This is a genomic window from Celerinatantimonas marina, assembly GCF_046054165.1.
In the GTDB taxonomy this organism is placed as follows: domain Bacteria; phylum Pseudomonadota; class Gammaproteobacteria; order Enterobacterales; family Celerinatantimonadaceae; genus Celerinatantimonas.
Map to the genome: position 1 here is coordinate 72,379 of NZ_JBFNXK010000004.1, position 16,304 is coordinate 88,682.

A 16,304-nucleotide genomic window follows, 5' to 3' on the forward strand; every position below is an offset into this window, starting at 1 on the left:
CTACGAATTAAATCTGACATTAGGGTATCGGATCGACCTTGTTCACTTCCAGTGAAACAAAGAGGAAATCGATACCATATTGCTTAACTATAAAAAACGCTATCACCGTTATAGCGCTCCTATCTATGAGCTTTGTTCAAAAGTGTAATCGCTTTCACAATTTCAAATTAAAATTGGGCCATGGATCACATTTGTTATGACAAGTAGTGGTCTTCAATCCAATAAATCATTCTACTAAAACGGAGCCGTGTTATTAGCGATGAGTTGTTTGTATCTAATAACATCAACGAGATGAAATATTGATAATTAGGGATCAATGCTCATCTGGGTTTTGAACCACAAATCATGAATCACTGCGAGTTCGTTACAGCAGGTATATCAAACTGATGAGTGACAGGGGAACAATATGAAACTAAATAAACTAACAACAACCGTCGTGTTATCTCTCGCTATCACAGGGATTGCAGGCAAAACAGCCCTGGCAGCAACCACACCGACCAAATTGCTGGTGTGGGAAGACATTAAAAAATCGGCAGGCATCCAAGATGCCGTTCAGGCATTTGAAAAACAATATTCAGTCAAAGTTGATATTTTAGAAATGCCGTTTAGTCAGCAGATTGAAAAGCTGCGTCTGGATGGTCCAGCCGGAATCGGCCCCGATGTATTAGTTATTCCTAACGACCAAGTCGGTGGTGCAGTGATCCAAGGGTTAATTGCTCCCTTGAAACTCGATGCAAGTTACATTAATCAATACACCAAACCTGCTGTAGATGCTCTCAATTACAAAAATACTCAGTACGGTATTCCTAAAGCTGTTGAAAGCATCGTGATGATGTACAACAAAAAAATGTTGAAAACAGCACCTAAATCTCTTGATGAGCTTTATACCTATTCACAAGAACAACGCAAAAAAGGCCAATATGGTCTGCTCGCTAAATTTGATGAAGTCTACTATGCCTTTGGGGTCATGTCGGGTATGGGCGGTTACATCTTTGGCCGTAACAGCGATGGCTCATTCAACTTCGATGACATCGGGCTAAATAATGCCGGCAGTATCGAAGGGGCTTCTTATATCCAGAAATTCTACAAAAACGGTGTCTTCCCATCTGGGATTATCGGTAGCACCGGCCTCAATGCCATTGACTCTATGTTCACCGAACAAAAAGCTGCCGTCGTATTTAATGGTCCTTGGGCCTTCGAACCTTACAAAAATGCCGGGATCGATTATGGGGTCGCACCATTACCCTTGTTACCCAACGGCAAACATATGCAGTCGTTACTGGGGGTGAAAGGTTATGTGGTTTCCAGTTATTCGAAACAGAAAGAACTGGCACTTAAATTCATCAAATTTATTAACCAGGGACAATATGAAAAAATCAGATTTGAAAAAACCGGTGAAATTCCAGCAATCAAATCTATTTTAACAGATCCTGATTTTACCAAAAATGCTCAGGCATCGGCTGTAGCAGAACAAGCAAAATATGCAACCGCAATGCCTAATGTTCCAGAAATGAATACTATCTGGACCCCAGTTAATAGTGCATTACAGTTAATTGCAACCGGAAAAGAAAAAGTTAAACCTGCTTTAAATACCGCTGTTGATAACATCAAAATGCAAATTCAAGTTACTCAATCAGAGCAGTAAGTGTAATTCAGCCTGGCCTGTTATTAAGGCCAGGCATTGTTGAATGGAGAAGTCATCTTGATGAGCACATATGAATTAAGCCCAAATAGTAAAAGTACACATAGGATAACAGCCTCGGTGTTATCTATATTCCCAGGATTAGGCCAGTTATATAATAAAGAATACCTCAAGGGTATTATCTTTATGGTTCTTATTCTGAGTTTAGGAGGTTGTTTTTATGACTTTTTAGTCAAAGGATATTGGGGAGTTGTTACCTTAGGCACCGAACTTCCTCGAGATAATTCAATTTTCCTATTAGCGAAAGGGATTATCGCTATCATCATTTCAATAATGCTATTTGGGCTCTATTATTGGAATTTATATGATGCCTTTAAAACCGGTAAAAAAATAGATCAGGGACAACCGCTCAATGGTGTCAGAGAACAATACCAGCTGCTCATGAAAGATGGTTTCCCTTATTTCATGACATCACCCAGTTTTATTTTGCTGATATTTGTTGTGGTCTTCCCGATCGTCTTTGGATTTGCCATCGCATTTACCAACTACAACCTGTATCACACCCCCCCTGCGAAGTTGGTCAGCTGGGTTGGTTTTAAAAACTTTATCAGTATTTTTAAATATAGTTTCTGGCGAAACACCTTCGTTGATGTGCTGCAATGGACTGTCGTATGGACGCTACTAGCGACCACACTGCAATGTGCAGTTGGGGTCTTGGTCGCCATTCTGGTCAACCAGAAAGACCTTAAATTCCGGCCCATCATCCGTACGATTCTGATCCTGCCGTGGGCTGTTCCCGGATTCGTAACCATTCTGGTATTTGCAGGGATGTTCAATGAATCATTCGGGGTGATCAATAACATGTTACTCCCAATGATTGGCATCTCACCCAAAGCTTGGATGACCGATCCGTTCTGGACCAAAACAGCATTGATTATGATGCAAACCTGGTTGGGTTTCCCATTTGTATTCGCAATGACAACTGGGGTTCTGCAAGCCATTCCTGACGACTTATATGAAGCGGCAACGATCGACGGAGCCAATGCTTGGCAAAAATTAAAATCAATTACATTACCGTTGGTTTTATATTCAATTGCACCGATCTTAATTACACAATATACCTTTAACTTTAATAACTTTAACATTATTTATCTGTTCAATAATGGTGGTCCAGCAGTTGCTAATTCAAATGCTGGAGGTACAGATATTCTCGTATCATGGATTTATAAATTAACGATGTCTTCATCTCAATATGCAATTGCAGCAGCGATTACAATTCTACTTTCTATTTTTGTAGTTGGACTCGCACTATGGCAATTTAAGAAAACAAATTCATTTAAAGATGACGATATCATGTAGGAGAAATAATAATGTTTGATAGCATTAGAACTCGAAATTTTATACGACTATTTTTCACCTACTTAACTGTTTTAGTGATCTCAGTCATTATTATCTATCCATTAATATGGACAGTGGGTGCATCGTTAAATCCAGGGAGTAGTTTATTAAGTACCGATCTTATTCCAAAGAATGTATCTTTAATTCATTATCGGGAACTTTTCAGTGGGAATATTCCGTATTTAACTTGGTATTATAATTCACTGAAAATTAGCATCATGACCATGATCCTCACTTTAATCTGTGTCAGCTTCACGGCTTATGCATTTTCTCGGTTCAGATTTAAAGGTCGTAAAAATGGCTTAATGTTATTTTTGCTATTACAAATGATCCCGCAGTTCTCAGCTTTAATTGCTATTTTCGTATTGGCTCAGATGCTGGGATTGGTCAATAGCCATTTTGCATTGGTATTGGTTTACGTTGGCGGCATGATCCCAATGAATACCTACCTAATGAAAGGTTACTTAGATGCCATTCCTCGGGATTTAGACGAATCGGCCCGGATGGATGGTGCCAGTAATATTCGAATCTTTATCGAAATTATTATGCCACTTTCCAAACCGATTATTGCCGTGATTGCGTTGTTCTCATTCACCGGACCTTTAGGCGACTTTATTTTATCCAGTACCATCTTGCGTACACCGGAAAAATACACGCTACCTATCGGTCTGTATAATTTGGTCGCCCAAAAAATGGGGGCGAGTTATACCACCTATGCAGCAGGCGCTGTTCTGATTTCTGTCCCTGTCGCACTTATCTTCTTATCACTACAGAAATATTTTGTTTCCGGCTTAACGGCTGGGGGGAGTAAAGGATAATGCAACATATACTCAAAAAATTAACTCAAGCGGTGATTCTCAGCACATCACTCTCATTGGTTGCTGGTGCATCAATAGCGGCAACACCAGCGACAGAGGTCTCGATCAAACCGATCCCAAATCTCCCTGCTGATTTTATCAAAGGAGCCGATATCTCTATATTGCCGGATGTCGAGCAGCATGGCGGTAAGTTTTATAACCGTCAGGGCGTTGAACAAGATCCATTACTCATTCTCAAAAACAATGGGATCAACTATGTCCGGATACGACTCTGGAACGATCCCCAAGATGCCAAAGGCAATCCTTATGGCGGAGGTAATAACGATCTTAAAACTGATCTAGCTCTAGCTAAACGGGCCCATGCTTTGGGCCTGAAGCTATTGTTAGATTTTCACTACAGCGATTTTTGGACCGATCCCGGCAAACAATTCAAACCCAAAGCCTGGAAAGATTTAGATTATCAACAGCTCACAGCCCGGTTGGGCCAGTATACCCAACAGACCGTGGCCGCTTTTGTCAAAGCGGGGGTCTCACCGGATATGATCCAAATCGGCAATGAGATCAACAGTGGGATCTTGTGGCCAACCGGTAAAAGCTGGGGACAAGACGGGCATGAATTTGACCGACTAGCGAACATGTTGAAAGTGGCGATTAAAGGTGCCAAAGCCAGCGATCCAAACGCTCTCATCATGCTGCACTTAGCCAAAGGTGCCGATCAGAATATGTATAAATGGTGGTTTGGTGAAATCACCAAACGGGATGTGCCCTTTGATATCATCGGGGTGTCTTTCTACCCCTATTGGGATGGTAAAATCCCAGCTTTGCTGGCGAACTTAAAACAGATTGCCGCGCAATATAACAAAGATGTCATTGTCGCTGAAACTCAATACGGTTACAGCACAACCGACTGTGACAAAACCCCCAATAGCTTCGGTGAAAAAGAAGCGAAAGAGTCCGGTTACCCAGGCACCGTTCAGGGACAGGCTGACTTTTTACACGATCTCATCACCGCCGTTAATCAGGTGCCTCAACACCGAGGTAAAGGTATTTTCTACTGGGAACCTTTATGGTTACCGGTTAAAGGTTCGACCTGGGCTACCCCGGCTGGGATGGACTACATCAACGATCACTGGCAGCAAGGTAACTCTCGTGAAAACCAAGATTTATTTGATTGTCACGGCAAAGTATTACCTTCTATCCAGGTTTTTAACTAATAATCCGAGGAGACTATGGCAACATTACCCCCAAACATGTGTAACTTTCCGGCCATGCTTCACGGCGCGGATTACAATCCTGAACAATGGCTGAAATATCCGGGAATTATCGATAAGGATATCGCCATGATGCAGGAAGCTCACTGCAATGTGGTCTCAATCGGGATCTTCAGTTGGAGCATGCTGGAACCCAGCGAAGGACAATTTGACTTCAACTGGCTGGATAACATTCTGGATAAACTCAACGCGCATGGGATCAAAGCACTACTAGCGACTCCTAGTGGGGCTCGCCCAGCTTGGTTATCCAATCAATACCCGGAAGTACTCCGGGTGGATAAAAACCGGGTTAGAGCATTACATGGTGGCCGTCACAACCACTGTCTAACGTCTCCAGCCTATCGGTTGCAAGTCAAAAAAATTAATACGCAGTTAGCCGAACGCTATTCGCAACATCCGGGGGTTATTGGCTGGCATTTATCCAACGAATATGGTGGTGAATGCCACTGCCCGCTCTGTCAAGACGCATTCCGGGCATGGCTCAAAGACAAATATAAAACACTGGAAGCACTAAACGAATCCTGGTGGTCCAACTTTTGGAGCCACACGTTTACCGACTGGGATCAGATTGAATCCCCCAGCCCTATCGGTGAAGTCAGTATTCATGGCTTAAATTTGGACTGGAAACGTTTTAATACTGCACAGGTGGTACGTTTTTGTGAATTTGAAGCCAACACGGTGAAAGCGGTAAATCCAGATATTCCCGTGACGACCAACTTCATGGAATATTTCTACGATTATGACTACTGGCAACTCGCGAAAGTCGTGGATATCGTCTCTTGGGATAATTATCCCCGCTGGCATGGCGATCAAAGCGATCTTAAAACCGGTGTTTATATCGCCATGTATCATGATCTGATGCGAACCTTAAAAGGGGGCCAACCCTTTTTACTGATGGAGTCCACCCCCAGTGCCACCAACTGGCAGCCCATTAGTAAACTGAAAAAACCAGGGATGCATATTTTATCGTCAATACAGGCGATAGCGCACGGTTCCAACTCGGTTCAGTATTTCCAATGGCGTAAAAGCCGTGGTTCCTGTGAAAAATTTCATGGCGCGGTTGTCGATCATGTTGGGCACCTGCAAACTCGCGTCGGTCAGGAAGTGATCCAACTTGGAGAAATTCTGGAAAAACTGGGCGATGTCACACAATCGACTACACCAGCCGAAGTCGCAATTGTTTTCGACTGGGATAGCCGCTGGGCGATGGATGATGCACAAGGTCCCCGCAATCAAGGACTATTCTATGAAACGACCGTCAATTCCCATTACCAGCCGTTCTGGGAAATGGGGATCCCGGTCGATATCATCAATCAGGACTGTGATCTTTCCAAATACAAACTAGTGATCGCGCCGATGTTGTATATGGTAAAAGACACCTTTGCCGCCCATATTCATGATTTTGTGAAAAATGGCGGTCACTTTGTGTCTACTTACTGGAGCGGAATAGTCAACCAATCCGACCTTTGCTATTTGGGCGGATTTCCGGGCCCATTAAAAGATATTCTCGGGATCTGGTCTGAAGAAATCGATAGTCTTTACGACGACGAAAGCAACCAAGTGATTGCAGAATCGGGAAATCCACTGCAGATGAATGGCTCCTATAAAGCCATCCATCTGTGCGATCTGATCCATTTAGAGGGAGCCACCGCTCTCGCTCACTATGGTTCTGATTTTTACAAAGGACGCCCGGCCCTCACCGTGAATCAATACCAACAAGGAAAAGCTTACTATATTGCATCACGCAATGATGATGCTTTCCAACGTGATTTCACTCAGGCACTGGCTAAAGAGTTACAGCTGAAACGAGCACTACCGGATCCACTGCCATTAGGGGTTACAGCTCAGATCCGTTGCAGTGAAACATCGGAATATATCTTTGTTCAAAACTTTACCGATAGTGAACAGACTTTCCAATTATCAGCTCCTCACAACGATCTGCTGACTCAAACCACCAAACAGGGGGCACAAATTATTCGTCCATTTGGGGTGGTGATCCTGCAGCGAGAACGGCATGGAGAACATTCATGAAATTACCGGAAATACTAGCCAAGATAAAGGCTGAACGAGCCCACTCGGCCCATCCGGCTCCAGTGGGAGAATTAGATCCGCAAGGTGCGGCCTTGATAGAAGCACTGGGCGGACGCGCCAATATTAAGGATATCGAAGCTTGTTTAACCCGACTTCGAGTCAAAGTGGACCATATTTCGGCCATCCAAACCGATAAAATCCAGCAATTAGGCGCGCTGGGAGTGATTATCATAGATCATGAGGTTCAGGCTATCTTTGGACGGAGTTCCGATAAGCTCAAATCTGAATTAAAGATTTGGCTAGATAGCTCCAACTCAAATAATCCTTAACGCATAGACGATATTTGGCCGCAGGCTGAATATCGTCGCTCTTGGTTTAATTAAACGTATTTTGAGCCTGGCGTAACCCATAACCTTTCCAAATGAAAGTCTCGGGGCGTAACAAACCTCAAAATACGTTTCCTGCCGATGCAGAGCGGCTCATGCACAATGATGTTCCGAATTTCGGCTCGCCGAACACCGCTAGGTTGCTTTAACAGCTCATCTCATCAGCAGCAAACACAGGCAAATTTCCTGAGCTTGAACCCGAAAACAAACCAACATTTATGTAAACGTTTTACAAGTCCTGCCCGGGGTCACATCTCCTTGCATAAATGCAAAGAAATTGGGATTAAGCTCACGAAATTGGGCATGGGAAATTCACAAATCAATAAATGAGATTAAAGTTAGGGTAAACGTTTACACTTACTTTGAAATGAAGGGTGAATTCATGAAAAATATATTAGTCACAGGCGGAGCCGGATACATTGGAAGCCATACCTGTCTCCAATTAATGGCTGCCGGTTATAACCCAATCATTTTTGATAATTTTTGCAACAGCAAGCACAGCGTTCTGGAACGCATTCAGTCGCTTTCTGGCCAATCGGTTACAGTCTATCAGGGTGATATCCGCAGTCGCAGTTTACTCGATGAAGTTTTTAGCAAGCATCATATCGACGGCGTCATTCATTTTGCCGGATTAAAGGCAGTGGGAGAATCGGTCGAAAAACCGGTTGAATATTACGAAAATAATGTCTCAGGAACCCTAACATTATTGCAGTCGATGCAAAATGCCGGTGTCAAACAACTCATCTTCAGTTCATCGGCGACAGTTTATGGGGAACCTGATCACATGCCGATCCGAGAAGACTTTCCGACTCTGAATGCGACGAATCCATATGGACAGTCCAAATTAATGATCGAACGGATCTTAAAAGACCTAGTGGTTGCTGATCCCCAATGGTCGGTCACACTACTCCGTTATTTCAACCCAGTCGGTGCCCATCCCAGTGGCATGATGGGCGAAGATCCTCAAGGGATCCCCAACAACCTGACCCCATACATTGCTCAAGTTGCCGTCGGTCGTCGGGAAAAATTATCCGTCTTCGGGGATGACTATCCCACCGTAGATGGTACCGGAGTTCGAGATTACATCCACGTCATGGATTTGGCCGATGGCCATGTGGCAGCACTCAATCACAAGTTAACTCAGACCGGCGTCCATATTTACAACTTAGGAACAGGGCAAGGATATAGCGTACTTCAGGTTTTAAATGCCTTTAGTCAGGCCTGTGGTAAAGACCTTCCCTACCAGATTTGCCCACGCCGCAACGGTGACATTGCCGAATGCTGGGCCGATCCGGAAAAAGCAAAACAAGAATTGCAATGGCAGGCTACGCGTTCACTACTCGAAATGGCCGAAGATAGCTGGCGCTGGCAATCACAAAACCCAATGGGTTATCCCGAATAACAACGCGTAAACTGAACAAGTACCGAGGATGATATGAATCAATTTGAGCCAACCAACGATCCCCATCGTCGTTATAATCCCTTAACCGATCAATGGGTCTTAGTCTCCCCGCATCGGGCTAAACGCCCCTGGCAGGGACAACAAGATGAGCCCGATCGCAGTGAACGCCCCAGTTATGATCCCGACTGCTATTTATGCGCCGGAAACTCGCGGATTAATGGTGAAAAAAATCCGGATTATAAAGGCACTTATGTTTTCGGAAATGACTTTGCAGCATTAAAAGCCGATACACCAGATGTTCCGGATAGTCAGGACCCACTGTTTCAGGCAGCAACAGCTCGGGGCTTAAGCCGGGTCGTCTGTTTCTCTCCTGATCACAGCAAAACCCTGCCCCAATTACCCGTTGCCTCAATTCGACAGGTCATCGATACTTGGGCCGAACAAACCGCAGAATTAGGGCAGACCTATCCCTGGGTTCAGGTTTTTGAAAACAAAGGTTCGATGATGGGATGTTCAAATCCACATCCTCACAGTCAAATTTGGGCAAACAGCTTTTTACCGAATGAAGCCGCTATCGAAGATCAACAGCAACGCCGTTATTTGGCTGAACACGGGACGCCTTTGCTGCTGGATTACGTCCAAAAAGAACAACAATCTCAAGAACGTTGTGTTTGTGAGAATCAGTACTGGATGGCAGTGGTTCCGTATTGGGCCGCTTGGCCTTTTGAAACCTTAGTATTGCCTAAATTTGCCGTACAACGCTTGCCAGAACTCAACGACGTACAGCGGGATGCACTGAGCGAATTAATGAAATCCCTCACCTGCCGTTATGACAACTTATTCCAGTGCTCTTTCCCTTATTCGATGGGATGGCATGGTGCCCCCTTTGATCAAGTCAATGCCGACCACTGGCAACTCCATGCTCATTTTTATCCGCCTTTATTGCGCAGTGCAACCGTGCGCAAATTCATGGTGGGTTATGAAATGCTGGCCGAAACCCAGCGCGATCTCACAGCAGAGCAGGCCGCCGATCGGCTGCGGGCGCTCAGCGATGTCCATTACACCGAACAACACTAACAGAGGCAAAGTATATGAGTACCCAACAATTAATTGATAAAACCAAACAAATCTTTGCATCCTCATTTGGTTATCAGCCGACTGATTTCATTCAGGCTCCAGCCCGAGTCAATTTAATCGGTGAACATACCGATTACAATGACGGTTTCGTACTGCCTTGTGCCATTAATTATCAAACCGTGATTAGTGCGTCGAAACGGGAAGACGCCACCATCCGGGTTATTTCTGCAGATTATGACAATCAGCAGGATGAATTTCTGCCTTCTGCTGATTTAACCCCGCATCCGGAGTATCTATGGGCAAACTATGTTCGTGGGGTTGTGAAATACTTGTGCCAACGTGGCTACAGTTTAGGCGGAGCTGATTTGGTCATCAGCGGTAATGTTCCTCAAGGGGCAGGCTTAAGTTCCTCTGCATCGTTGGAAGTGGCCGTCGGTCAGACCATGAATCATCTCAATCAGTTAGATATCGATCTCAAAATCATTGCTCTGAATGGACAGCAAGCTGAAAACCAATTTGTCGGCTGTAACTGCGGCATCATGGATCAGTTTATCTCGGCACTAGGCCAAAAAGGCAATGCTCTGTTAATTGATTGCCGAGATTTATCAACTCAGGCGGTTGCGATGCCTGTCGGGGTGGACGTTGTGATCATCAACTCCAATGTCAAACGAGGACTGGTCGGGAGTGAATACAACCTGCGCCGGGAACAATGTGAAGCCGCCGCCCAACATTTTGGCGTCAAAGCGCTGCGAGATTTAACCATTGACCAGCTCAATGAACGAATCGACGAACTGGATCCAGCCGTTGCTAAACGAGCTCGGCATGTTGTTACTGAAAATGCCCGAACTTTGGAAGCTTGTCAGGCCTTACAAGAAGGTGATCTACCGCGACTAGCCATGCTGATGGGGGCTTCCCACCGCTCGATGCGGGATGACTTTGAAATCACAGTCCCAGCCATTGATGAACTGGTTTCTATCGTTGGGGACGTCGTTGGCTCTCGTGGGGGCGTTCGGATGACCGGGGGTGGATTTGGGGGATGCGTGGTTGCGCTCGTACCACAGGAACTCACTCAGGAAGTGTGTAAACAAGTTCGAAATGAATATCCCAAACGAACTGCACTGGAACCCACTATTTATATCTGCCAACCTTCAGCCGGTGCCGGAGTGATCAAACCCGAATAAATTCATTGTGCCCCCCATTTGAGGGGGATGGAAATCCAAACAAAGCCGGGGCGATACAAAAACCCGGCTATATTAATACCTAAACGCATAAAAGTGGTGAAAACGTACCAAGTACGTTTTCATCTTCATTTCAAATCACACTCTACCTCAGTGTTCCTAATACCAGGGCGCAGAGGGCATTCCCAACGTTGACACACATCAGTCCATGCATCCTGCACCAACACGTCATCCCTAACGGAAAAGGTCGACTTGTCGAAATAGCTTCTATTCCTCAGGGGAGCACAATGAGGAACCGCTATTTAGAGCTGCCAGAAACTGCGCGAGAAAACAATTAGAATAGGGAAAATCTCCAACCGTCCAAATAGCATGGCCGCAGACATCACCCATTTAGCCGTCGAATTCAAGGTTCCAAAAGTTGAAACTGTGGCCCCATAACCAATCCCCATATTGTTCATACAGGCGGCTACCGTGCCATAGGCCGTTTTTAAATCATATCCCAAAGCCAACAGGATCCAGGTAAAAACTCCGGCGAATAACAAATAGATAAAAAATAGACCATACACTGAATTCGTCACTCGCTCTGACACCCGGTTTTGTCCCAGCTTAATCATATAAACGGCCCGGGGATTAATCAGCTGTTTCAGTTCCAGTTCACTCCGTTTATACAGAATCAAAAACCGAATCACTTTAATCCCACCACAAGTCGACCCGACACATCCCCCGAAAAAACTACTGGTCAGCAATAGGATCATCACATAGGTCGGCCAATGATCGATCCCATTGGTCGCCAAACCATTATCGGTAATCATTGATGCACTCAGGAAAAAGCCATGCACGAAGGAATCAATCAACCCATAGGTATGGGTCAGATACAGCGATACGCAGGTAAACAAGATCAACACACCTGCCACCGAGATGAAAAAACGACACTCGGCATCTTCTAACAGCGCTTGTAAGCTACGCCGATTCACCACTGTAAAATATAAGGCAAAATTAACGCCGGCTAATATCGAAAAGATCCCACCCACCAGCTCTATTGCATGGCTATGATAGAATCCGAGACTGGCACCGTGGGTTGAAAATCCGCCCAGCGAGACCGTCGCTAAACCATGGCAGAGCGCATCAAAAAAGCTCATTCCCGCCACATAAAATGAAGCGATGCAAAGCACCGCCAGAGCCGAATAGATCAACCACAAATGCTTGGCGGTATCCGCCAGACGAGGCGTTAGTTTATCTTCTTTTAGAGGTCCTGGTGTTTCTGAAAGATACACCTTAGAGCCCCCAATCCCTAGCGAACTAAAGATGGCGGTCGCCAATACGATAATTCCCAACCCCCCCAGAAAATTCAACTGAGCACGGTAATAAAGAATAGAACGGGCAGAACTATCGACATTTTGGATCACTGACGCACCGGTGGTGGTAATTCCGGACACCCCCTCAAAAATGGCATCAGCAACGGTAAAATGCAGATGGTGATCCAGCAGAAAAGGAATTGCACTCATCAGTGAAAAGAGGATCCAGAAAATCACCACCACCAAAAAACCGTCGCGTCCCCGCAATCGCATTTCAAAATTACGTTTGCGCAGTTTGCCGAATGAGCCTATCGCAAAGGTAATGACAAATGTAATCAAAAACGCCGTAATATCTTTTTCCCGATAGATTAAACAGATCGCTATCGGAACGAGCAGTGACAAGCTAAATAAAAATACGAGAAAGCTACAGATATAGAAGATCGCGGAAAAACGCTCTTCATGATATTTGGCATAATTTATCATGACTATATGATCTCAGTTCTGAAACCCGTTCACTAACCGGTTTCATGCTAAGCCCGTATAGCATCTCAACCAACGCCAACTCGAGTGAGTTGTTCCGTTATTCAGAGCGATTGACCGTGGAAGATCCATATCCATCACCAACATTGACATATTGGTCGAATAGTTTGGTTGCAATCAGATATTCACTGATGCCACGATCAACTGTTCCAAGCGAGCACATACAGACAGGCTGACAAATAGCTGCTGATAATGCCACTATCGTGAGAATTTGCGAAGTTTTTTCTTATATTAGCCCATGGTTGAGCCACAGAAATGGTTAAATTTCATTCCAACAGACCCCATCTTATTTTCTCTATCAATACACGCTACTGTTCATCATTCGCCGGTTGACTGGTCAAAAACAACATCACATCCTGATACTGTGGAATCGAATTTTGGGCCCCCTCACGAGTCACGGATAAGGCCGCGGCCGCATGCGCAAAACGCAGCGCCTGCCGTAACTCCAGCCCGCGAAGCTGAGCGCCTAATAACGCACCAATAAACGTATCGCCAGCCGCCGTTGAATCGACCGCATGCACATAAAATCCCGGACTTAAATACGCCTCACCCTGGATATCACTCACCCAGGCCCCTTTCTCTCCCAAAGTGATAATTACCTGCGCGATACCTTTCTGATGAAGAACATCACAAGCCCGACGAGCGGAGAGCTCATCCCTAACCTGGATCCCGGTCAACACGGAAGCTTCACGTTGATTGGGAATAATGACATCCACCATCGCCAACAGCGCATCACTCAATACCCGAGCCGGAGCAGGATTCAAAATAACTTTTACTCCCTGTTGCGCGGCTTGATGAATGGCCTCAGTCACCCCATCCAAAGGCGTTTCCAACTGCAATAGCAACATCTTTGCCTGAGCAATAATCTGTCGATGCCGGATAATATAGTTGGCATTCAAATAGCCATTGGCTTCACTGGCAATGCATACGGTATTTTCACCTTTGGCATCGATTTGAATCAACGCAAAGCCGGTTGCACATGCCTCAATACAAGCCAGTCCGGAAGTATCGATCTTACATTGTTCTAACTGTTGGCTAATCCAGCGCCCTGTCGAGTCATCCCCCATACATCCAATAAAACTAACCTTGGCTCCGGAACGAGCCGCCGCCATCGCCTGATTTGCCCCTTTACCGCCCCCGGTAATACGATATCCATTTCCATGACAGGTTTCACCCGGCGCCGGAAAATGTTCAATATGAATTAAATGATCGGCATTAATACTCCCGATGACCACTAAAGAACTCATCCATTTTCCTCTCATCCTGATCCACGAATGCTTAACGATCCACGTTAATCGATTGAACAGATATAGCACATGAGCGACCTTTAAACTCGGAGCTCGATAACACCGATAAAAATCTATTTTATATACATAAAAAGCAGACGATTCAGCCTATTTATGGCATGATACAACCATAAGTAATCCATTTATTTTTCATTGTATTAACATTTTCCCCGCCTGCCACTTCTTCATCCTATTAGAAGTCACAGACGCTCTCTGGAGGGGTTTATGGCACCATCATCTGCGGCACAGCAATCTCTTGTCACTCAATTACAATCAATTGTCGGACACACCTATGTACTCACCTCGGATAACGCAACCCGACGTTACCGCACTGGATTCCGATTTGGTGAAGGCCCGGTGCTGGCAGTCGTTCGCCCCGGAACTCTCCTTGAGCAATGGCAAATTCTACAGGCGTGTATTAAAGCTCATGTTCTGATTATCACTCAAGCCGCTAACACCGGACTCACCGGCGGCTCCACTCCTGATGGCGATGATTACTCACAACCGATTGTAATCGTTAATGTGATGCGGATCCGTCAGGTCTATCTGATCCAAGACGGTACCCAAGTGATTTGCCTGCCGGGAGCCACGCTGGATCAACTGGAGAAAAAATTACGCCCACTGCATCGGGAACCCCACTCCGTCATTGGCTCCTCCTGTCTGGGCGCTTCGGTTCTGGGTGGGATCTGTAATAATTCAGGAGGCTCCCTGATCCAACGCGGTCCCGCCTATACTGAGCTATCCCTGTTCGCCCAACTCGATGCTGACGGGGAACTCCATCTGGTCAATCATTTGGGGGTGGAATTAGACAATACGCCCGAGCAGATGTTAGAACAATTACAAAACGGCCATTGGGGTAAAGTGGATGCTGCGGAGCATCAACATGCCAGTGACCCAGAGTATAAATCCTATGTCAGAGATGTAGATGCCGACAGCGCCGCTCGTTTTAACAGTGATCCACGAAGGCTCTATGAAGCCTCAGGCTGTGCCGGCAAAGTCATGGTTTTTGCGGTTCGGCTTGATACATTCGCCAGCGAAAAAGACGCCCAAGTATTTTATATTGGCACCAACCAACCAGATACGCTGGAACAATTACGCCGGGACATTCTGAAAAATTTTCAATCCTTACCAGTCTCTGGAGAATACCTACACCGAGATGCCTATAATATTGCCGAACGTTATGGCAAAGATACCTTTTTAATGATCCACTGGCTGGGGACCGATCATCTCCCCTGGTTCTTTGGTCTTAAAAGTCGCTTCGATGGATTTTTCGGACGATTCTCCTGGTTACCCAGTCATCTCTCGGATCGACTCCTGCAAGGAATGAGTCATTTGTTTCCTAATCATCTCCCCAAACGTATGCAACAATACCGAGATCGATTCGAGCATCATCTTTTGCTCAAAATGGCCGGCCCAGGTATTGCCGAAGCTCGCAGCTACCTGACCGATTTTTTTGCCACTCATGAAGGTGAATACTTCGAATGTACCCCTGAGGAAGGCACCAAAGCCTTTCTACACCGTTTTGCCGCCGCTGGGGCCGCTGTACGTTACCGCGCAGTACATCCAGATACCGTTGAAGATATTGTCGCTTTGGACGTTGCTTTAAAACGAAATGAACAACATTGGCAGGAGCAGTTACCGGAAGCCATTGATCAGCAGATGCTGGTCAAACTGTATTACGGTCATTTCTTCTGTCATGTGTTTCATCAGGACTATGTGATCAAAAAAGGTGTGGATTGTTTGCAACTGGAACATCAGATGTGGCAATTATTAGATCAACGTCAAGCTCAATATCCAGCCGAACATAATGTCGGACATCTCTATCATGCCAAACCGGAGCAGGTCGAGTTTTACAAAAAATTAGATCCTTGCAACCAATTTAACCCGGGGTTGGGACAAACCTCTAAAAAAGAAAACTGGGAATAATTATTCCGCGCCTTCATCGATGGAGAGCTTGCTCTCCATCGCAGCTTTTAAAGC

12 protein-coding genes are annotated in these 16,304 nt (G+C 45.4%); 10 read left to right on the forward strand and 2 right to left on the reverse strand.

Going from position 1 to position 16,304, the window contains the following annotated elements:
- Nucleotides 1-406: 406 nt before the first annotated feature.
- The 9 genes from ABUE20_RS05660 to galK all read left to right on the forward strand — a co-directional run bounded on the left by ABUE20_RS05660 (nt 407) and on the right by galK (nt 11,206).
- Nucleotides 407-1,645 (forward strand): extracellular solute-binding protein, encoded by a 1,239-nt coding sequence (locus ABUE20_RS05660; protein ID WP_408618879.1) that lies wholly within the window; start codon nt 407-409, stop codon nt 1,643-1,645.
- A gap of 60 nt (nt 1,646-1,705) precedes the next feature.
- Nucleotides 1,706-3,001, forward strand: a complete 1,296-nt coding sequence (locus ABUE20_RS05665) for an ABC transporter permease subunit (RefSeq protein ID WP_408618880.1) — start codon at nt 1,706-1,708, stop codon at nt 2,999-3,001.
- Nucleotides 3,002-3,012: 11 nt separating this feature from the next.
- Nucleotides 3,013-3,858 carry a sugar ABC transporter permease gene (locus ABUE20_RS05670; protein ID WP_408618881.1) on the forward strand — a complete coding sequence of 282 codons (846 nt, stop codon included), beginning with the start codon at nt 3,013-3,015 and terminating at the stop codon, nt 3,856-3,858.
- A complete protein-coding gene (locus ABUE20_RS05675; protein ID WP_408618882.1) occupies nt 3,858-5,072 on the forward strand; it encodes a glycoside hydrolase family 53 protein in 1,215 nt (404 codons plus the stop codon). Before ABUE20_RS05670 ends, ABUE20_RS05675 begins: the two co-directional genes overlap by 1 nt.
- A gap of 15 nt (nt 5,073-5,087) precedes the next feature.
- The gene (locus ABUE20_RS05680) at nt 5,088-7,160 is read left to right on the forward strand and encodes a beta-galactosidase (protein ID WP_408618883.1); all 2,073 of its coding nucleotides are present in this window, start codon (nt 5,088-5,090) and stop codon (nt 7,158-7,160) included.
- Nucleotides 7,157-7,489, forward strand: coding sequence for a PTS sugar transporter subunit IIB (locus tag ABUE20_RS05685; protein WP_408618884.1), 333 nt, complete (start codon nt 7,157-7,159; stop codon nt 7,487-7,489). Before ABUE20_RS05680 ends, ABUE20_RS05685 begins: the two co-directional genes overlap by 4 nt.
- Before the next feature lie 439 nt (nt 7,490-7,928).
- Entirely contained in the window at nt 7,929-8,948 is a 1,020-nt protein-coding gene (gene galE, locus ABUE20_RS05690) for a UDP-glucose 4-epimerase GalE (protein WP_408618885.1), read from the forward strand.
- A 33-nt stretch (nt 8,949-8,981) separates the two neighbouring features.
- Complete coding sequence (locus ABUE20_RS05695; protein WP_408618886.1) at nt 8,982-10,025, forward strand: UDP-glucose--hexose-1-phosphate uridylyltransferase; 1,044 nt, start codon at nt 8,982-8,984, stop codon at nt 10,023-10,025.
- A gap of 14 nt (nt 10,026-10,039) precedes the next feature.
- Entirely contained in the window at nt 10,040-11,206 is a 1,167-nt protein-coding gene (gene galK, locus ABUE20_RS05700; RefSeq protein ID WP_408618887.1) for a galactokinase, read from the forward strand.
- 299 nt (nt 11,207-11,505) lie between these two features.
- On the opposite strand, the gene ABUE20_RS05705 is transcribed toward galK, so the two are convergent.
- Both ABUE20_RS05705 and rbsK read right to left on the reverse strand, forming a co-directional pair.
- On the reverse strand, nt 11,506-12,981 hold the full coding sequence (locus ABUE20_RS05705; RefSeq protein ID WP_408618888.1) for a potassium transporter TrkG: 1,476 nt from the start codon (nt 12,979-12,981) through the stop codon (nt 11,506-11,508).
- 365 nt (nt 12,982-13,346) lie between these two features.
- Nucleotides 13,347-14,285, reverse strand: a complete 939-nt coding sequence (rbsK, locus tag ABUE20_RS05710) for a ribokinase (RefSeq protein WP_408618890.1) — start codon at nt 14,283-14,285, stop codon at nt 13,347-13,349.
- Between the two features lie 264 nt (nt 14,286-14,549).
- Here rbsK and dld point away from each other — a divergent pair, with 264 nt between their 5' ends.
- Nucleotides 14,550-16,250 carry a D-lactate dehydrogenase gene (gene dld / locus ABUE20_RS05715; RefSeq protein WP_408618891.1) on the forward strand — a complete coding sequence of 567 codons (1,701 nt, stop codon included), beginning with the start codon at nt 14,550-14,552 and terminating at the stop codon, nt 16,248-16,250.
- Nucleotides 16,251-16,304: the final 54 nt, after the last annotated feature.